Below are 17,954 nucleotides of genomic sequence, written 5' to 3'. Positions count from 1 at the left end.
AATGCCCGGCCTACGGGTTCTATAGGCCGGGTAAAGCGGATGCCGCCACCCGGCGTTTACCCGCTGCCAATTAACCCAGCAGATGACCCATCTTAGCTGCTTTGGTATCAAGGTAGTGCTCGTTGTTGGGGTTACGTCCCACAATCAGCGCCACGCGCTCAACGATATTAATTCCAGCCTCGGTGAGGATCTCCACCTTACGCGGATTGTTGGTTAACAGCCGCACCTCATCCACGCCCAACAGCTTGAACATGTCCGCACACAGCGTGAAGTCACGCTCGTCAGCGGCAAAGCCCAGCTGGTGGTTGGCCTCAACGGTATCAAAGCCCTGGTCCTGCAGCGCATAGGCGCGAATTTTATTCAGCAGACCAATGTTGCGCCCCTCCTGGCGATGATACAGAAGGATGCCGCGACCCTCTTCAGCGATGTGGGAGAGGGCGGCCTCAAGCTGAAAACCGCAGTCGCAGCGCAGGCTGAACAGGGCATCGCCGGTCAAACACTCCGAATGGACGCGGGCAAGCACCGGCGTCTGGCCAGAGATGTCGCCATAAACCAGGGCAACGTGATCCTGTCCGGTTGCCAGTTCTTCAAATCCCACCATCAGGAAGTCGCCCCAGGGGGTTGGCAGTTTGGCTTCTGCCACACGTTTAAGCTGCATGTGATTCTCCAGATTAAGCTGGCACTTTCTGTGCCCGTAGCCTTCAGGCTTTCTCTCTGCTCCCATTTTGCCACAAGGCGCGTCACTTCACTAATCGCCACCGTGGCTTACAAAGATTAAGCGCACAAATCCGTCAAATCCGCCGAACTTGTTATTTTTCAGTTATTATTGTGTCACTTAATTGGAAGGGAAAGAAAATGCTCTCAATTGCAAGGCGGATTGCCGCTGGAACAGGACTTCTGCTGATCATGCCACTGCTGGTGTGGCTCTTTGGCTGGCATTGGCAGCCCGGCGGTCACAGCGGCTGGCTTCAAATGCTCTACTGGATCACCGAAACCGTTACCCAACCCTGGGGGATCGTTACCCACGTGATTTTGTGCGGCTGGTTTCTGTGGTGTCTACGCTTTCGTCTGAAGGCGGCGCTAATGCTGTTTGCCATTCTCGGTGGAGCGATTGTTATTGGCCAGGGGGTTAAATCCTGGGTAAAAACGCAGGCCCAGGAGCCACGCCCCTTTGTGGTCTGGCTCGAAAAAACTCACCAAATTCCGGTAGATGAGTTCTACACTTTAAAGCGTAAGGAGCGCGGCGCGCTGGTTCAGGAGCAGCTTACCGAGCAGGACAACGTTCCTGAGTTTTTACGCCAGCACTGGCAGAAAGAGACCGGTTTTGCCTTCCCCTCTGGCCACACCATGTTTGCCGCCAGCTGGGCGCTGTTGGGCGTAGGCCTGCTATGGCCTCGCCGCCGGACGGTAACCATCGTTGCGCTCATGGTATGGGCGGTGCTGGTGATGGGGAGCCGACTGCTGTTGGGCATGCACTGGCCGCAGGATCTGGCGGTGGCGACGCTCATCTCCGGTATTCTTGTTACCCTGGCGACCTGGCTTGCGCAACGCCTCTGTGGGCCGCTAACGCCGCCGGTAAAAGAGGACATAGAGATAGCCCAACGTGAAGAGAAAAATGAGTAAGGCCACTTAGCGTTGAATTTCCGCTTTTTGGCCTTACATCATCTGGATGTCACGGTTTTCCATTTCGTCTGCTGCGCGAAAATGGTAGTTTATAAGGCTGGATGCAGCAGGTTGAACAGAATTTATTCGCCCTAAGCCACATAACGGGAAGTAATGTGAAATATCTACTCATTTTCTTACTGGTGTTAGCAATCTTTGTCGTTTCCGTCACGCTGGGTGCGCAAAACGATCAACAGGTAACGTTCAATTTCCTGCTGGCGCAGGGAGAGTATCGTATCTCTACGCTGCTGGCGGTTCTGTTCGCAGCGGGCTTTGCAATCGGCTGGCTGATCTGCGGTCTTTTCTGGCTGCGCGTACGGGTGTCGCTGTCGCGGGCTGAGCGTAAGATTAAGCGTCTCGAACAGCAGATCGCGCCTGCCACTACTGCCCCTGCAACGAATAGCGTTACGGCAACGACCGCTACTACTCCAGCCATCAAGGAATAACAGGCTATGCTGGAGCTGTTGTTTCTGCTGTTACCTGTAGCAGCCGCCTACGGCTGGTATATGGGCCGCAGAAGTGCGCAACAAACAAAGCAGGACGAGGCCAACCGGCTGTCACGAGATTACGTGGCTGGCGTCAACTTCCTGCTCAGTAACCAACAGGACAAAGCGGTGGATCTGTTCCTCGACATGCTGAAAGAGGATACCGGCACCGTTGAGGCGCATCTTACCCTGGGGAACCTGTTCCGCTCCCGGGGCGAGGTGGATCGCGCCATACGCATCCATCAAACCCTGATGGAGAGCGCCTCCCTCTCTTACGATCAGCGCCTGCTGGCGGTTCAGCAGCTGGGCCGCGACTATATGGCTGCGGGTATGTACGATCGCGCCGAAGATATGTTTAACCAGCTGGTGGACGAAACCGATTTTCGCATCGGGGCGCTGCAGCAGCTTCTGCAGATCTACCAGGCGACCAGCGAGTGGCAAAAGGCAATCGACGTTGCCGAGCGGCTGGTCAAACTGGGTAAAGACAAACAGCGCGGCGAAATTGCCCATTTTTACTGCGAGCTTGCGCTGCAGCAGATGGGCAACGACGATATGGATCGTGCCATGGCGCTGCTGAAAAAGGGTGCCGCCGCCGATCGCACCAGCCCGCGCATCTCCATAATGATGGGGCGGGTGCTGATGGCCAAAGGCGACTACGCCAAAGCAGTCGAGAGCCTGCTGCGGGTGATCGACCAGGATAAAGAGCTGGTCAGCGAAACACTGGAGATGCTGCAGACATGCTATCTCCAACTGGGGAAAAATGCGGAGTGGGCTGAGTTTCTTACCCGTTGCGTTGAAGAGAACGTTGGCGCAACTGCCGACTTGATGCTGGCAGAGATCATCGATCAGCGTGAAGGGCAGGATCAGGCCCAGATGGCGGTAACCCGCCAGCTACAGCGTCATCCGACGATGCGCGTCTTCCATAAGCTGATGGACTATCACCTCCACGATGCCGAAGAGGGACGGGCGAAAGAGAGCCTGATGGCGCTGCGTGACATGGTGGGAGAGCAAATCCGCAGCAAGCCACGCTACCGCTGTCAAAAGTGCGGCTTCACGGCCTACACCATGTACTGGCACTGTCCTTCCTGCCGGGCCTGGTCTACGGTGAAACCTATTCGCGGCCTTGATGGTCAGTAATTTAAAAAAACACTCCTTTTAGTTACAACATACTTTAATGTCATTACATCATCTCCGGCAGCGAGCCTAATCAGGTCTGCCAGTGAAAAAATGCGCCCTGTCAATTTTCCGCGCTCGCAGTTAGAATGCTGCCCGTTTATTCCTTTTGCGCCCGCGCGTGCTCATCAACAAGAAGGTCTGGTCATGACGTTTACTGCTTCAGCTTCTTCCTCATCTCTGTGCCACTCTCCCGTTGTTGTCGCCCTGGACTATGCCAGCCGCGATCTCGCCCTGGAGTTTGTCGATCGCATTAATCCCGGCGACTGCCGCCTGAAGGTAGGCAAAGAGATGTTTACCCGTTTTGGGCCGCAGTTTGTGCGCGATCTTCATCAGCGCGGCTTCGACGTGTTTCTCGATCTGAAGTTTCATGACATTCCTAATACCGCTGCTCATGCGGTAGCCGCTGCAGCCGATCTTGGCGTCTGGATGGTCAACGTTCACGCCTCCGGTGGGGCGCGCATGATGAGCGCAGCCCGTGAAGCACTGGTGCCGTTTGGTAAAGACGCACCGCTGCTGATTGCCGTTACGGTTCTGACCAGCATGGAAGCCAGCGATCTGCTTGACCTGGGCATCACCAGCACGCCAGCCGAGCACGCCGAACGCCTGGCGCAACTGACGAAGCAGTGTGGCCTGGATGGCGTCGTCTGCTCTGCACAAGAGGCGGTGCGCTTTAAGAGCGTGCTGGGGCATGAGTTTAAGCTGGTGACGCCGGGGATCCGGCCTGAAGGCAGCGAGGTGGGCGATCAGCGCCGGATCATGACTCCTCAGCAGGCGCAGATGGCCGGGGTGGACTATATGGTTATTGGCCGTCCGGTAACCCAGTCTGCCGATCCTGCCCAGACGCTTAGCGCAATCAACGCGTCATTAAACGTGGGGGCGTAATGAAAGAGAGCAACAGCCGTCTGGTTTACTCCACCGAAACCGGGCGTATTGACGAGCCAAAAGCGGCTCCAGAACGGCCAAAAGGCGACGGTATCGTGCGTATTCAGCGGCAAACCAGCGGGCGCAAAGGTAAGGGCGTCTGCCTGATCACCGGCATTGACGGTGATGATGAAGCGCTAAATAAGCTGGCTGCCGAACTGAAGAAAAAATGCGGGTGCGGCGGATCGGTAAAAGAGGGCGTTATTGAAATTCAGGGCGACAAGCGCGATCTGCTTAAAACGTTGCTGGAAGCTAAGGGAATGAAAGTAAAGCTGGCGGGTGGCTAAGCATAAATAAATAAGCCACGGCGTTTGCCGTGGCCTTATGTCTGTAGTGCGTCATTCAGATCTGCAAGAAAGTATTATGGCGTTACCAGAACGCTTTATTCGTTCTTTTAAAGACCTGCTATGTCGTATAATTAATCGACCTGGTGACCGATAATCCCGCCTACCGCTGCGCCGCCCAGGGTACCCAGGGTGCTGCCATCGGTTAAGACTGAGCCACCGATTGCACCGGCGCCCGCGCCGATAGCGGTGTTACGGTCGCGTTTAGACCAGTTTGAACATGCGCTCAGAGACATTGCCAGTGTAACAGCCAGTACGACAGTTGCTGCTTTTTTGCTTGATAACATCATAATACTTTCTCCTGAAATTTCGATCCACGGAAAAAAATCTCTTTAAGTATAGTGCAGTTATGACACACTAAAGTCTTTTTCCGTAAATTATGTTACACAGTTGTTACCGATATCCACGCTTAAACCAAGCGGGGCGTTAGTTACATCCTGTTATATCGCTGAACATAATTTTACTTCTTGCTGGTCAACCAGACAGGTAAAAAGTCTTAATTGGAACGTCAGAAAAGTCTCATAGATGAGGGAGATAGCCCACATCGGTGGGCTTCAAAAGCGTTAGTGCGTGTGGGAAGATTTGACAATATTAACATGCACGCCAGCCTGCTCCAGCTCGCGCTGCGTGACCGGATTAAGCCGGTCATCGGTGATCACCCTGTTAAAAGGATGGTACTGACCAAGCGGGTAGGGGTGAACCGCACCAAACTTGGAGCTGTCGGTCAGGATAATAGCCTCACAGCCTTTTTCGAGCACGGCGTTCACGACGTCGGCGCGCATCATATCCCGGCCGGTAAAGCCGGTCTCAGCCTGCCAGCCATCAATGCCGATAAAAGCCTTACTGAAGTGCACCTGCGCAATATACTGGCGCGTCAGCGGCCCCACCATGCTTTCGCTTTTTTTCTGGTAGATGCCCCCGAGCAGGATCACCTCACAGGGCGTTTCTTTCAGCAGATGAGCAATATAGCTGCTCACCGTAATAATGGTGATATCTTTCTGCTCGGCAAGGGTACGCGCCAGTAGCGCATTGCTGCTGCCGTTTTCAATAAATATGGTTTCACCCGGCTCGACCATAGAGGCAGCAAATTCTGCCAGCTCGCGCTTAAGGGCGAAATTATTGAGCATCCGTGTTTCTACGTCGTCGCTTTCCAGCGGCACGGCATAGCCGTGTGTACGGCGCAAATAACTCTGCTTCTCCAGCGTATTGAGATCCTGGCGGATGGTAACTTCAGAAACGCCGGTTGTTTTCGCCAGATCGGTTACGCTAACCCGGCCCTTATCGATCACCATCTGTAAAATAATTTGTTGTCGGGAATTCATTGCGATTAAATTTCCCATGGCGTCTTAGGCGAATTTTGCCCTTGCGCCTGCTCTGCATCGTTCATTGCCAGAAGCTCTGCCTTAAGAATTTCAAGATTATGAATGGCAGAGTGGTAATCACCCGCAACCAGAATATCGAGCACGGTATCAATGCGTCCTGCCAGTTGCTTTGCGTCGATGTCAGCCATCATGTCACTCCTGATTGAAATGGTAATAAATTTCATGATGCAAAAAATAGTGTAAAAAGAGAAGGAGAAAAAAATAAATCTCAAAAAAGCATAAGCAACCGAAATAAATTGATGGCTAGCGCATTTTTCGCGTCTGATAACGCTTATACCAACGCTCAAAGGCAGCCGCGGGCATGGGCTTGGCAAAAAGAAATCCCTGGCGTTCATTGACGCCGTTTTTCGTCAGAAAGGCGTCCTCTTTGGCGCTCTCGACGCCCTCGGCAATCACCTGCAAATTTAGCGCCTGCGCCACGGCGACAATGGCCCTTACCAGCGACTGCGAAACCGACTGCTTATGCACATCGCGAACAAAAGACTGATCGAGTTTGATGGCGTCAATGGGGATGCGTGCCAGCTGTGACAGCGATGAGTAGCCGGTGCCAAAGTCATCAAGATGCACCTGCGCGCCCAGGGCGCTGAACTGCTCGATCACCGACAGGGATAGCTCCTCGTTTTCTATCAGGCAGCTTTCGGTGAGTTCAACGTCGATTGGGCTGTATTCAAAATGCAGATCCTTAAGCGCCTGTTTGAGATCGCTGCAGAGAGTCTGGTCCGCCAGCTGGCGCGCGGAGAGGTTTACCGCCACGCGCATGTTTAACCCCTTATCACGCCATTTGGCGACCTGCTGCAACACGTCGAGCATGATCCAGCGCCCCAGAGGGACGATTAGACCGGATTCCTCGGCATAGGAGATAAACTCGGTAGGGGCGAGAAGACCACGCTCCGGTGACTGCCAGCGTACGAGCGCCTCCAGGCTGCGTATCTCACCGCGCCAGGTCACTTTGGGCTGATAGTAGATTACCAGCTGGTTATCATCCAGCGCCTTGCGCAGGTTGGTGTCCAGCCACAGGTACTCAAAGACGCGCTGGTTCATCTCGGGGGTAAACACGCAAAACTTACCCCTACCGCTCTCTTTAGCCGTGTACATGGCGGTATCGGCATTGCGGATCACGCTCTCACGATCTTTACCGTGCTGGGGAGCCAGCGAAATGCCCAGCGAGCATCCCGAGTAGACCTCGATAAGCCCAATACGGAAGGGCTGGCGCAGGCGAGTCAAGATTCTGGATGCCATGGCCTCCAGCGCACCCTGCGACGTTTTGGTCGCCAGTACGATAAATTCGTCGCCGCCCAGCCTTGCCAGCACCTGGCCTTCCTCCAGACAGCTTAAAATGGCCAGCGCAACCGCCTGCAACAGCTGATCGCCAAACATATGGCCGTAGGCGTCGTTTACCTTTTTAAAGTTATCGAGATCGAGATAGACAATACCTACCTGGCTGTCGCCTCGTTTCGCAATGGCGTCGCTTACAAGCTCATTAATAGCATTGCGGTTAGGCAGGCCGGTTACGGTGTCGGTATTTGCCAACACGCGCAGGCGCTCCTGGGCGCGGCGCTCTTCGGTAATATCGGTCCCGGAGCAGATAAGAAATATTTCGTTTTTTCCGCTGCCGCTGTGAACAAATTTATTGCGAAACAGAAACAGCCGTTGTCCCTTGCGGGTTTTAATCCAGCGTTCAGCTTCGTACGCGCTACCGCTAAGAAAAAAATTATCAATATTGCGTTGTGACGCGACGGCCTCTTTGCGGCTCATGAATAGCGTGAAAACGTTCTGGCCAATAACCTCTTTCTCGCGCATACCGGTATACTCTTCGCATAGCCGGTTAAAGCGCTGAATATTGCCATGGCGATCGAGAATAACAATCACCGAGTGGGCTTCAGAGACCACCTGTTCAGCAAAAGAGAAGCCCTGACCTCTATCCCGGGTTACGGACGAGGTATCGTTCCAGGAGGAGGCGGTGCCCGCCCACTCTGTATTACTGATTTTTCGGCCAACCAGGTGCAGGTACACGTCGCTACCAAACAGGGGTAGGGTAGTGGTCACGCTGGAAGTGATCACCGTCATGGCCCTGATCTGCTCGGCCTGCTCATCGTTAAGCGTTATCGTCTGGCTTGTTTCGGCGTTTTCACTTGCGGCAAGCTGTAGCGTATTGCTGTCGGCTGAGAGTCGCCAGAATGGGCTACTTGAACCCAAATAGCGAAACAGCACACTATGATCCAAATCCTCTTTCATGCATCCTCCTGTCCCACTCAACGCGCTACGGTTTCACATTTTCAAGGTTTATCAAGCCGCATGTTAAACACCTGAACATGCTGTTTTTGCAGGCGATATTATAATATTTCTTCTAAAGCGAAAAAGCAGAATTAATGAATATTTATTACATGAAGGGAAAGGCATAATGCAATCGGCCTCGTTAATCACGAGGCCGACAGAGCAGGGAGAGTATCAGGCCAGCGGGCGGGCAATAACGCTGCGCGTCTCCATGCGGACCTCAGCGATAGTGACATCAATCACATCGCTAACTTTATACACGGTTTCGCCTTTGATCGTTACCGTACCGTTCTCCTGGCTACAAACCATCTCATCACGCACGGCGTGCAGGAACGGAGCCGGAATAAACGCGACCGCGCCGTTGTCTACCAGGCGCACGCGCATACCCCCGCGGCTGATATCAATAATCTCAGCGGCAAAGCGAGTATCGGTCCCGGCTTTATCCTTCAGGAAACGGGCGTACAGCCAGTCACCGACGTCACGCTCGGCCATACGATTAAGGCGGCGGCGCTCGGCCATCTGCAGCGTAGACTCATCCTGGGGACGGGCAACGGTTTCGTTTTTGATAATCGCTTTCAGCAGGCGATGGTTGATCATATCGCCATATTTACGAATAGGCGAAGTCCAGGTCGCATAGGCATCGAGGCCAAGGCCGAAGTGAGGACCCGGCTCGGTGCTGATTTCGGCAAAGGACTGGAAGCGGCGGATGCGGCTGTCGAGGAAGCCCGAAGGCTGCGCGTCGAGTTCCCGGCGCAGTTTGCAGAAGCCTTCGAGGGTCAGCACTTCTTCGGCATCGACATGCATGCCGTGGGTCTTTAACAGCGCGGCCAGCGCTTCGCCGTTCGCCGGATCGATCCCAAGGTGTATGTTGTAGATGCCGAAACCAAGCTTGTCACGCAGAACGCGCGCCGCACAGATGTTGGCGGAGATCATTGACTCCTCCACGATGCGGTTAGCAATTCGACGCGGCTCGGCCACGATATCCTGCACTTCGCCTTTTTCGCCCAGCACAAAGCGATAGTCCGGGCGATCCTTAAACACCAGCGCATGCTGGGTACGCCACTCGCTGCGGCTCAGGCAGACGCGGTGCAAAAGACGAATTTGGTTGGCAATTGCCTCAGACGGTGGCTGCCAGCCTGCTTTGCCTTCCAGCCAGTCGGAGACCTCGTCGTAAACCAGCTTGGCTTTCGATTCGATAGTCGCCGCAAAGAAGGTGATATCCTCTTCAATAGTGCCGTCGGCGGCAATAGTCATGCGGCAGGCCAGCACGGGACGCACTTCCTGAGCACGCAGGGAGCAGAGATCGTCTGACAGCTCACGGGGCAGCATCGGGATGTTAAAGCCCGGCAGATAGTTGGTGAAAGCGCGCACTTTGGCAATGTCGTCCAGCTTGCTGCCCTCGGCGATCCACGCGGTAGGATCGGCAATGGCCACGGTCAGCTGCAGCTTATCGTCAGCTAACGCTTCCACAAACAGGGCGTCATCCATATCTTCGGTGCTGGCGCTGTCGATGGTAACAAAGTCCAGCGCGGTCAGATCGACTCGCTCAAGACCCTCATCCAGCATCTCGGTAGCTACGCCATTCGGCGCCTCTTTTTCCAGATTGTGGCGGGCAAGGGTCACCCACCACGGCACGAAGTGGTCATCACCGAAGGTGATAAACTGCGTCAGCTCGGCGTAAAAGCCGCGGTCGCCCTTCAGCGGATGGCGACGCATTTCGGCTACCGCCCAGTCGCCCTCTTTAAAATCATGCTCCACGCCGCGCATGGCCCGGCAGGGAATGGCCTCTTTCAGCAACGGATGATCCGGTACGATAGACAGACGATCGTCTTTTCTGTGTACTTTACCAACAAAGCGCGTCAGAAACGGCTCGACAAGCTCTTCTGGCTCGGCGGATTCACGCTCTTTTTCACTATGGATCACGGCGATCACGCGGTCGCCATGCATTACCTTTTTCATCTGCGGCGGCGGAATGAAATAGCTTTTCTGTCCGTCCACTTCAAGGAAGCCAAAGCCTTTTTCAGTGCCTTTGACGACGCCTTCCGCACGCGGCGTTTGGGAATGCAGTTGCTGTTTAAGCTGCGCTAGCAGCGGGTTGTCCTGGAACATAATTTTATATTTTCGTGGCCATTAGAGCGGCTGACAGTTTTACGCGATTCTGAGTGTCGCAGCAAGCGCTGTTTCGCGCTAATGCGTGTCACCCAGCGCGATTTTAAGACGATTCAACCAGCCGCACAGCCCGCTCCACGCCAGCAGATTAATGGCCTGCTGCGGGGAAAGCCCCTGCTCAACGAGGGGAGTAAGCTGGGCGGCGCTAAATCTGTCAGCCGCCCGGGTTAACAGCTGCACGGCCTGGATAACCGCGCGTGCCCGGGGATCCGCCTGGCTCCACGTATTTAATGCCTGCTCGCCGCTGCGCAACGATGCGATCGGCGTCCCTGGTTCGGCAGTCGTAGCCCGGGTATTAAAGCAATCCAGGCTGCCGTTAATCCGTGCCGTCAGCAGGGCCACCAGATCGACCAGCGAGGCATCGAGCGCGTCGCAGAGATCGCTCTGTACAATTTCTCCCAGCGGGTTGAGCAGAGGGTACTCATGGGCCAGCACCGGGGTCAGCACCCGCAGGGCTGGAAGCGGTTGCCACTGGGCCAGCGCTTCCAGCTGGGGCGCACTGGCGAGGCGCAGCTCAACGCTGTCGAGGCCCGGCGTCCAGCAACTCTCCTGCGTGCTGAAAGGTTCGGCGGCAGCATCCTGCTGCATCTCCATGCCGGGTAACCAGCGTACGGGCTGGCCGAGCAAGGCCTGAAACGCTGCAATGACCCGCGCCTGAAAGCCAATAAAACCGATAATCTGATCCATCAGCACGATGTCCCAGGGGGTCAGCCCCACCTCGTCAAGCTGTTCTCGCGCCCGGGCATCAATCACCTCCGGCGAGCTGGCGAGCTGCCTGGCGTACTGGGTGATCTGCGCCAGGCGGCGGTTGCTTTCCCGGGAGGAGTCCGGGCCGGGCAGCGGTGCGAGACGGGCAGCATAGTGATTGCACAGGCGCTGAACGCCGTAAACCTGGGCCACCGTCAACGCCGTGCTCAGGCGATCGTAGGCGCTGAAGGTGCGCAGGCGGCTGACGTTGACGCTGCGGGGGAAGAGCCTGTCGTAAAGCGTACGGGCAGGATCTAACCAGCCTTGACAGGGAGCGATGACATCCTCAGGCAGCACAAGATCCAGTAAAAAACGATCGGTGACGGTGGCGGCTTCGGGAACTAACGGTAGCGCTTGTGCCTGGCCGGTACTCGACTGGGTCTCATGATACCAGTGGCCTTTGCCGGAAAAACGGCGTTGTTCCATGGGCTTTCCTTGATCTCAAAATGGCGATCAATATCCTGGCGTAACGCTTGGGGAGGGAAAAATATTGTTAGGTGATAATAAATAGCAGAAAAGCATAAACAGTCAGGAAGACCCCTCCCGAACGGGAGGGGAAGGGAACGCTTATTTCAGTTCCAGTTCGTTCATCGCAGCGATGCTGAAACCACCGTCAACGTGAACCACTTCACCGGAGATACCGCCGGAGAGGTTAGAGCAGAGGAATGCCGCGGTGTTACCCACGTCTTCGATGGTAACGGTGCGACGGATCGGGGTGACCGCTTCGCAGTGGGCCAGCATTTTACGGAAGTCTTTGATCCCGGATGCGGCCAGGGTACGGATCGGACCGGCAGAGATGCCGTTCACGCGCACGCCTTCCGGACCCATCGCGTTCGCCATATAGCGCACGTTAGCTTCCAGAGAGGCTTTTGCCAGACCCATTACGTTGTAGTTCGGAATAGCACGCTCGGCACCCAGATAGGAGAGGGTCAGCAGAGCAGAGTCCGGGTTCAGCATCGCACGGCACGCTTTTGCCAGAGCAACAAAGCTATAGGAGCTGATGTCGTGGGCAATTTTAAAGCCTTCACGGGTTACGGCGTTAACGTAGTCGCCGTCCAGCTGGTCGCCCGGTGCGAAACCGATAGAGTGCACGAAGCCGTCGAATTTCGGCCAGCTTTTTGCCAGCTCAGCGAACAGGCCGTCGATGCTTTCGTCTTTAGCAACGTCACATTCCAGAACGATGCTGGAACCCAGCTGCGCGGCAAACTCTTCAACACGGCCTTTCAGCTTGTCGTTCTGGTAGGTGAATGCCAGCTCTGCGCCTTCGCGATGCATAGCCTGTGCAATGCCGTATGCGATGGAGAGTTTGCTGGCAACGCCAGTTACCAGAATGCGCTTACCGGAAAGAAAACCCATAGTTCTAATCCTTATATTCATTGTTGTGGCGCTCGTCATCGAAAGCAGCGAGCGTCGTTAAAACGCGGCGATGATAGCACGTGTCGCCATATGTGTTAATCCGACCACCCTAAAGAGTGGCGCTAGCGGTCTTTTCGCCAGGCATCGGCCGTCAACGCCTCGCCAAAATGGCTGGCTATAAGCCGACGGGTCAGCTCATGCAGCGGGGCGGCCAGCACTTCGGCGGTGCTGCCGCGTTCAACCACTTCGCCCTGGTGCATCACGATGACCTGGTCGCTAATGTGTTTCATCATACCGATATGCTGAGTTACGTAGATATAAGAGATACCCTGTTTCTCCTGCAATTCCAGCATCAGGTTAATTAATTGCGAACGCATCGACATATCCAGCGACGCCAGGGCTTCATCCGCCACGATCACCTTCGGGCGCAGGATCAGCGCCCGAGCCAGCCCCAGACGCTGTTTCTGGCCGGGGGCAAGCATGTGCGGATAGTAGCTAACGTGATCCGGCAGCAGCCCGACCATACGCAACGTCTCAATCACCCGCTGTCGTCGTGCCTCAGGATCCAGGTCGGTATTCAGACGCAGCGGAAAGTCGAGGATCTGCGAGATACGTTGGCGCGGGTTGAGCGACGTCGAGGGATCCTGGAAAATCATGCGGATGCGCTGGCTGCGAAACGAGTAGTCGCCGTAGCGCAGGGGACTATCGTCAATCAGCAGCTCGCCGGTGGTCGGCTCGATCATGCCCGCCAGCATCTTCGCCAGCGTCGATTTACCGGAGCCGTTCTCACCGATGATCGCCAGCGTCTGCTTCTCCCGCAGGGTAAAGCTCAGGGGTTTGACCGCCTCCACCGTCTGGCGATGGAACCAGCCGGTGCGGTAGCGAAATGTTTTACTCAAATTACGCACTTCCAGCAGAGTATCGATCATCTCACTCCCTCTCCATATTCAGTGGAAAATGACAGGCATAGAGGTGATTTTTTGGCCCTGCCAGCAGGGGGCGCTCGATGCATTTGCGCTGGGCGTAAGGGCAGCGCGGCCCAAGACGGCAGCCAATCGGTAGATGCTCCAGCAGCGGGATCGCCCCCGGCAGCGTGTTCAGGCGGCTTTTATGCGGCATCGCACTGCCAAAGTCCGGAATAGCGCGGATCAGCGCCTGGGTATAGGGGTGATGCGGCGTGGCGATCAGCTCCTCACTCGGTGCGGTCTCCACGGTCTGGCCGCAGTACATCACGTTAATTCGGTCTGCCCACTGGCTTAGCATTTGCAGATCGTGGCTGATGAGAATAATGGTGGTGTTGTTGTTCTGGTTGAGCCGGGTTAGCAGGCGGAAAATTTGCGCCTGGGTGGTCGGCTCCATGGCATTGGTTGGCTCATCGGCGATCAGCAGGCGCGGCTGGTTCGCCAGCGCAATGGCAATCATCACCTTCTGGCACTCGCCGTCCGTCAGCTCGTAGGGAAAGCTGCGCATCGCATCTTTATGATCGCGGATGCCCACCCGGTGCAGCAGCTCAATGGCGCGACGTTTCCGCCAGCCCATGCGCTGCCACCAGCGGCCTTTATAAGTCCAGGCGGGGATGTTCTGCATCAGCTGTTTGCCGATGCGCTCAGAAGGATCGAGACAGGACTGCGGCTCCTGGAAAATCATCGACACGTTATGGCCGAGAATTTTCCGCCGCTCACGCGCTGAGAGGCGCATCAGATCGACATCGTCGAAGCGCATTCGGTCTGCGGTGACCCGCCAGTTATCTTTGGTGACGCCGCAGATTGCTTTAGCTATCAGGCTTTTTCCCGATCCAGATTCGCCCACCAGACCGCGGATTTCGCCTTCCGCAAGGGTGAGCGTGACGCGATCGACGGCCCTGACCCAGCCTTCGCCGGTCTTGACCTCAATGGTCAGGTTACGAATATCAAGTAGCGGCACTATTCCACCCCCGCATTGACCGCACGGCGGATCCCGTCGCCCAGCAGGTTAACCAGTAAAACGCTTACCATGATCGACGCCCCTGGCAGCATTACCGTCCAGGGCGCGACGTAGATTAGCTCCAGCGCGTCGCCCAGCATTGCTCCCCACTCCGGAGAGGGCAGCTGCGCGCCAAGATCGAGAAAGCCCAGCGCGGCAATGTCGAGGATTGCCATCGACAGCGCCCGGGTGATCTCAGTAACAAGGCCTGCCGTCATGTTTGGCAGCACCGCAAACCATAAAATATTGAGCGTTGTAGCGCCATCCAGCCGGGCAGCAACCACATACTCCTTCTCCAGCTCGTCATGCACCATACTGTAGACCGATCGTACCATTCTCGGCAGCAGCGCCAGCCAGACGGCAAACATGGCATGAGAGAGATGCGGCCCGGCAAAGGCCACTACAATGATTGCCAGCAGCAGGGAGGGAATGGACAGCAGCGTATCAAGCACATGGTTCAGCACCGCCGAACGCAGGCCGTGCGTTGCCCCGGCTACGACGCCCAGCACCAGGCCGCAGAGTGTCGCCGCCAGGGTAACAACAAACGCACCGCCCACCGTCGGCGCTGCGCCGCTAAGCAGGCGGCTGAGCACGTCGCGTCCCAGGTCATCCGTACCGAGGAAAAAGGAGACGTCCCCGTAGCGTGACCATGAAGGCGGCAGCAGCTGGTAGCCGAGGAACTGCTGATCGATGCCGTAGGGCGCAAACCAGCGGCCAAACAGGCACAGTAGCACCAGTCCGGCGCAGCCGTACAGGCCAACCATGGCGGTAGTGTCGCCATAGAAATTGCGCCACACCGTGCGCAGCGCACCGGGGGTTTGCTTCTCGTTATAGACATTATCGGAGGGCATACCATTCCTTATGTTTCAAAGGGTTCGCCAGCGCGCCCAGAATGTCAGAGATGACGTTAACAATAATCACCAGCGCGCCGATCACCATCACCCCAGCGGAGATGGCGGCATAGTCCTGCTGGCGGATGGCGTTGATGATCCAGCGTCCCAGGCCTGGCCAGCTAAACACCATCTCGGTGATCATCGCCAGCGTCAGCATGGTGGAGAACTGTAAGCCAAGGCGTGGGATCACCGGCGGCAGGGCGTTGTGCAGCACGTGGCGGCGCAGGATGGTCAGCCGCGACAGTCCGCGCGTAGCGGCGGCCTTGATGTAGTTCTGGTCAAACACTTCAATGGTGCTGAGGCGCATCAGGCGGATCACCTCGGTGGTGGGCGCAACCGCCAGGGTCAGCACCGGTAATACCATATGTCGCAGCGCGCTGACGATCATCTCCTCACGCCATATTGACTCTGACAGCCAGGCGTCAATCAGCGCAAAGCCGGTAACCGTTTTTACCTCATAGAGCAGATCGAAGCGGCCCGATACCGGCAGCCAGCCCAGCGTCAGCGAGAAGAAGAGGGTAAGCAGCAGGGCCAGCCAGAAGATAGGAATAGAGAAGCCAATCAGGGCCAGGGCGCTAATCAGCTTATCCTGCCATTTGCCGCGCATAATCCCGGCCATCATGCCGACCGGAATACCCACCACCAGCGCAAAACCGAAGGCGAGAATACACAGTTCCATAGTGGCTGGGAAGACCTCTTTCAGCTGCTCGGAGATCAGCTGGCCGTTGATGCTGGAGACGCCAAAATCCCAGTGCAGCACCCCCTTGAACCAGAAGAGCCAGGCGTTCCACAGAGATGCCCCTTGCAGCGGCGCGTGAGGGGTAAAGTAGCTCAGGCTGAAGCCGACAAAGGTCAGCAGAAAGAGCGTAACCAGCAGCAGAAGCAGGCGGCGCAGCGTAAAGATAATCATGGTTGCTTCACCTCTTCTTTTTCAGGTTCGCGCGAGACGCCGGCAAACGAGGCGTTGCCAAACGGACTCAGCACGAGGCCTTTGATATCGTAGCGGTAGGCCTGCAGGCGCAGAGAGGAGGCCAGCGGCAGCACCGGCAGCTCCCGGGCGAGGATCGCCTGCGCCTCATCATAGGCTTCGATGCGCGACGCCAGCTGCTGGGAGGTCAGCGCTTTTCGCAATAGGGTATCAAACTCCCGGTGGCACCAGTGAGCGAAGTTGGTCTGCGACTCAATGGCGGCGCAGCTCAGCAACGGACGGAAGAAGCTATCGGGATCGTTACTGTCCGTTGACCAGCCTGAGAGGGTCAAGTCGTGATTCATATCCATCAGCCTGGCTTCCTGAAAACGCCCCTCGACGGGGACAATCACCACCTTAACACCCACCTGAGCCATATCGGCCTGAATAAGTTCGGCGGTTTTCAGCGGACTGGGGTTCCATGCCTGCGAGCTGGTGGGCACCCACAGCTGCAAAGTCATATTCTCCAGCCCCAGCGCGGCCAGCTGCTGTTTGGCTTTTGTCGGATTGTACTCGGTGATCTTCGCTTCACTGTCGTAGGCCCAGGAGGCGCGGGGCAAGATCGAGGCGGCGGTCTCTGCCGTGCCGTAGTAGATCGACTGCATCAGGCGCTGGTTATTGATCGCCAGCGCCAGCGCATGACGCACGGCGGGATTATTCAGCGGCGCTTTATCAGTATTAAACGCCAGATAGGCGATGTTCATTCCCGGACGCAGGGTCAGGCGCAGGCGCGGATCGTCCCGTAAAATGGTCAGCTGGCTCGCGGCAGGCCAGGCCAGCACGTCGCACTCGCCGGTCAGCAGCTTCGATAGCCGTCCGGTTCCGCCGGAACCGAGATCGACTACCACCTGCGGCATCAGCGGCTGGCCACGCCAGAAATTAGCGTGGCGCTGCAGGCGGATATACTGGCCGGCGCGATACTCTGCGAGCTGGAACGGCCCGGTTCCCACCGGTTGGCGATCCAGCAGCTCCTGCCGATCGCGCCTGGCCAGCTGGTTAGCATATTCGGCGGACATCACCGAGGCATAATGCGTTGCCAGATGCCATAAAAATGAGGCGTCCGGCTTTTTCAGGCGAAACTCCACCGTGCGGCTGTCCAGCTTGCGCACGCTTTCGACAGCATCGGCAAACTGTAGGCTGTCAAAGTAGGGGAAGCTGCTACCGTTGACGTTATGCCACGGATGATGGCGATCGAAAATACGCTGAAAGCTAAACACTACGTCGTCGGCGTTAAGCGCCCGCCCCGGCGTAAACCACGGTGTTTTCTGGAAGGCGACGTTGCTGCGCAGGCGGAAACGATAGGTTGCACCGTTATCCAGCACCTCCCAGCTTTCAGCCAGCTCGGGTACCAGGCGATAAGTATAAGGGTCTACATCCAGCAGGCGATCGTAGAGCTGGGCCGCCAGGGTATCTACAATCAGGCCGCTGCTCGCTTTTTGCGGATTGAACGTGCTGGCCTGGCCATTCACGCAGTAGACGAAACCGCTATTACGGATATCAGCTGCAGCGGGACGCGCAGGCGCAGCCTGGACGAATCCGCTTAACAGGCCAACTGCCATGAGCAGGGAAGATATAATCAGGCGCATAATTTCTTTAACTGTAAGACCGATTTACAA

Annotated in this window: 18 protein-coding genes; 5 read left to right on the top strand and 13 right to left on the bottom strand. The window is 56.4% G+C overall.

Features of this window, described 5'->3' with window-relative positions; all coding sequences use genetic code 11:
- Positions 1-70 precede the first annotated feature (70 nt).
- Complete coding sequence (ribA, locus tag RTN40_RS01605) at positions 71-658, bottom strand: GTP cyclohydrolase II (protein ID WP_312209535.1); 588 nt, start codon at positions 656-658, stop codon at positions 71-73.
- Between the two features lie 197 nt (positions 659-855).
- Here ribA and pgpB point away from each other — a divergent pair, with 197 nt between their 5' ends.
- The 5 genes from pgpB (at position 856) to yciH (ending at position 4,531) form a co-directional block, all read left to right on the top strand.
- Positions 856-1,623 (top strand): phosphatidylglycerophosphatase B, encoded by a 768-nt coding sequence (pgpB, locus tag RTN40_RS01600; protein ID WP_312226915.1) that lies wholly within the window; start codon positions 856-858, stop codon positions 1,621-1,623.
- Positions 1,624-1,778: 155 nt separating this feature from the next.
- Complete coding sequence (locus tag RTN40_RS01595) at positions 1,779-2,108, top strand: LapA family protein (RefSeq protein WP_312226914.1); 330 nt, start codon at positions 1,779-1,781, stop codon at positions 2,106-2,108.
- A 6-nt stretch (positions 2,109-2,114) separates the two neighbouring features.
- Complete coding sequence (gene lapB, locus RTN40_RS01590) at positions 2,115-3,284, top strand: lipopolysaccharide assembly protein LapB (RefSeq protein ID WP_312226913.1); 1,170 nt, start codon at positions 2,115-2,117, stop codon at positions 3,282-3,284.
- 183 nt (positions 3,285-3,467) lie between these two features.
- Positions 3,468-4,205 (top strand): orotidine-5'-phosphate decarboxylase, encoded by a 738-nt coding sequence (gene pyrF / locus RTN40_RS01585; protein ID WP_312226912.1) that lies wholly within the window; start codon positions 3,468-3,470, stop codon positions 4,203-4,205.
- Positions 4,205-4,531 carry a stress response translation initiation inhibitor YciH gene (gene yciH, locus RTN40_RS01580; protein WP_312226911.1) on the top strand — a complete coding sequence of 109 codons (327 nt, stop codon included), beginning with the start codon at positions 4,205-4,207 and terminating at the stop codon, positions 4,529-4,531. Before pyrF ends, yciH begins: the two co-directional genes overlap by 1 nt.
- 131 nt (positions 4,532-4,662) lie before the next feature.
- On the opposite strand, the gene osmB is transcribed toward yciH, so the two are convergent.
- The 12 genes from osmB to sapA form a co-directional block, all read right to left on the bottom strand.
- Complete coding sequence (gene osmB, locus RTN40_RS01575) at positions 4,663-4,878, bottom strand: osmotically-inducible lipoprotein OsmB (protein ID WP_042394288.1); 216 nt, start codon at positions 4,876-4,878, stop codon at positions 4,663-4,665.
- A gap of 273 nt (positions 4,879-5,151) precedes the next feature.
- A complete protein-coding gene (locus tag RTN40_RS01570) occupies positions 5,152-5,910 on the bottom strand; it encodes a DNA-binding transcriptional regulator YciT (RefSeq protein WP_312226910.1) in 759 nt (252 codons plus the stop codon).
- A gap of 5 nt (positions 5,911-5,915) precedes the next feature.
- Positions 5,916-6,098, bottom strand: coding sequence for a hypothetical protein (locus RTN40_RS01565; protein ID WP_312226909.1), 183 nt, complete (start codon positions 6,096-6,098; stop codon positions 5,916-5,918).
- 115 nt (positions 6,099-6,213) lie between these two features.
- On the bottom strand, positions 6,214-8,205 hold the full coding sequence (gene pdeR, locus RTN40_RS01560) for a cyclic di-GMP phosphodiesterase (protein ID WP_312226908.1): 1,992 nt from the start codon (positions 8,203-8,205) through the stop codon (positions 6,214-6,216).
- 213 nt (positions 8,206-8,418) lie between these two features.
- The gene (locus RTN40_RS01555) at positions 8,419-10,353 is read right to left on the bottom strand and encodes an exoribonuclease II (protein WP_312226907.1); all 1,935 of its coding nucleotides are present in this window, start codon (positions 10,351-10,353) and stop codon (positions 8,419-8,421) included.
- 78 nt (positions 10,354-10,431) lie between these two features.
- Positions 10,432-11,586, bottom strand: coding sequence for a CMD domain-containing protein (locus RTN40_RS01550; RefSeq protein WP_312226906.1), 1,155 nt, complete (start codon positions 11,584-11,586; stop codon positions 10,432-10,434).
- 141 nt (positions 11,587-11,727) lie between these two features.
- Entirely contained in the window at positions 11,728-12,516 is a 789-nt protein-coding gene (fabI, locus tag RTN40_RS01545) for an enoyl-ACP reductase FabI (protein ID WP_312226905.1), read from the bottom strand.
- Between the two features lie 122 nt (positions 12,517-12,638).
- Positions 12,639-13,445: a putrescine export ABC transporter ATP-binding protein SapF gene (gene sapF, locus RTN40_RS01540; RefSeq protein WP_312226904.1), complete on the bottom strand. Its 807-nt coding sequence runs from the start codon at positions 13,443-13,445 to the stop codon at positions 12,639-12,641.
- A gap of 1 nt (position 13,446) precedes the next feature.
- Complete coding sequence (gene sapD, locus RTN40_RS01535; protein ID WP_312226903.1) at positions 13,447-14,439, bottom strand: putrescine export ABC transporter ATP-binding protein SapD; 993 nt, start codon at positions 14,437-14,439, stop codon at positions 13,447-13,449.
- A complete protein-coding gene (gene sapC, locus RTN40_RS01530) occupies positions 14,439-15,329 on the bottom strand; it encodes a putrescine export ABC transporter permease SapC (protein ID WP_312226902.1) in 891 nt (296 codons plus the stop codon). Before sapC ends, sapD begins: the two co-directional genes overlap by 1 nt.
- Positions 15,316-16,281 carry a putrescine export ABC transporter permease SapB gene (gene sapB, locus RTN40_RS01525; protein WP_312226901.1) on the bottom strand — a complete coding sequence of 322 codons (966 nt, stop codon included), beginning with the start codon at positions 16,279-16,281 and terminating at the stop codon, positions 15,316-15,318. The genes sapC and sapB overlap by 14 nt, the downstream gene beginning before the upstream one ends.
- Positions 16,278-17,924, bottom strand: coding sequence for an ABC transporter substrate-binding protein SapA (sapA, locus tag RTN40_RS01520; protein WP_312226900.1), 1,647 nt, complete (start codon positions 17,922-17,924; stop codon positions 16,278-16,280). Before sapA ends, sapB begins: the two co-directional genes overlap by 4 nt.
- Positions 17,925-17,954: the final 30 nt, after the last annotated feature.

The sequence above is a fragment of the Pseudescherichia sp. genome (assembly GCF_031987975.1).
Lineage (GTDB): Bacteria > Pseudomonadota > Gammaproteobacteria > Enterobacterales > Enterobacteriaceae > Pseudescherichia.
The sequence above is the reverse complement of the archived record's forward strand: the minus strand, read 5'-3'. Positions and strand labels throughout refer to the sequence as shown.

Coding starts and splice junctions, on each gene's coding strand:
- sapC (WP_312226902.1), bottom strand. CDS start 15,329: ATGCCCTCCGATAATGTCTATAACGAGAAGCAAACCCCCGGTGCGCTG.
- RTN40_RS01570 (WP_312226910.1), bottom strand. CDS start 5,910: ATGAATTCCCGACAACAAATTATTTTACAGATGGTGATCGATAAGGGC.
- ribA (WP_312209535.1), bottom strand. CDS start 658: ATGCAGCTTAAACGTGTGGCAGAAGCCAAACTGCCAACCCCCTGGGGC.
- pyrF (WP_312226912.1), top strand. CDS start 3,468: ATGACGTTTACTGCTTCAGCTTCTTCCTCATCTCTGTGCCACTCTCCC.
- fabI (WP_312226905.1), bottom strand. CDS start 12,516: ATGGGTTTTCTTTCCGGTAAGCGCATTCTGGTAACTGGCGTTGCCAGC.
- osmB (WP_042394288.1), bottom strand. CDS start 4,878: ATGATGTTATCAAGCAAAAAAGCAGCAACTGTCGTACTGGCTGTTACA.
- sapA (WP_312226900.1), bottom strand. CDS start 17,924: ATGCGCCTGATTATATCTTCCCTGCTCATGGCAGTTGGCCTGTTAAGC.
- yciH (WP_312226911.1), top strand. CDS start 4,205: ATGAAAGAGAGCAACAGCCGTCTGGTTTACTCCACCGAAACCGGGCGT.
- lapB (WP_312226913.1), top strand. CDS start 2,115: ATGCTGGAGCTGTTGTTTCTGCTGTTACCTGTAGCAGCCGCCTACGGC.
- pgpB (WP_312226915.1), top strand. CDS start 856: ATGCTCTCAATTGCAAGGCGGATTGCCGCTGGAACAGGACTTCTGCTG.
- pdeR (WP_312226908.1), bottom strand. CDS start 8,205: ATGAAAGAGGATTTGGATCATAGTGTGCTGTTTCGCTATTTGGGTTCA.
- RTN40_RS01550 (WP_312226906.1), bottom strand. CDS start 11,586: ATGGAACAACGCCGTTTTTCCGGCAAAGGCCACTGGTATCATGAGACC.
- sapB (WP_312226901.1), bottom strand. CDS start 16,281: ATGATTATCTTTACGCTGCGCCGCCTGCTTCTGCTGCTGGTTACGCTC.
- RTN40_RS01555 (WP_312226907.1), bottom strand. CDS start 10,353: ATGTTCCAGGACAACCCGCTGCTAGCGCAGCTTAAACAGCAACTGCAT.
- RTN40_RS01565 (WP_312226909.1), bottom strand. CDS start 6,098: ATGGCTGACATCGACGCAAAGCAACTGGCAGGACGCATTGATACCGTG.
- sapF (WP_312226904.1), bottom strand. CDS start 13,445: ATGATCGATACTCTGCTGGAAGTGCGTAATTTGAGTAAAACATTTCGC.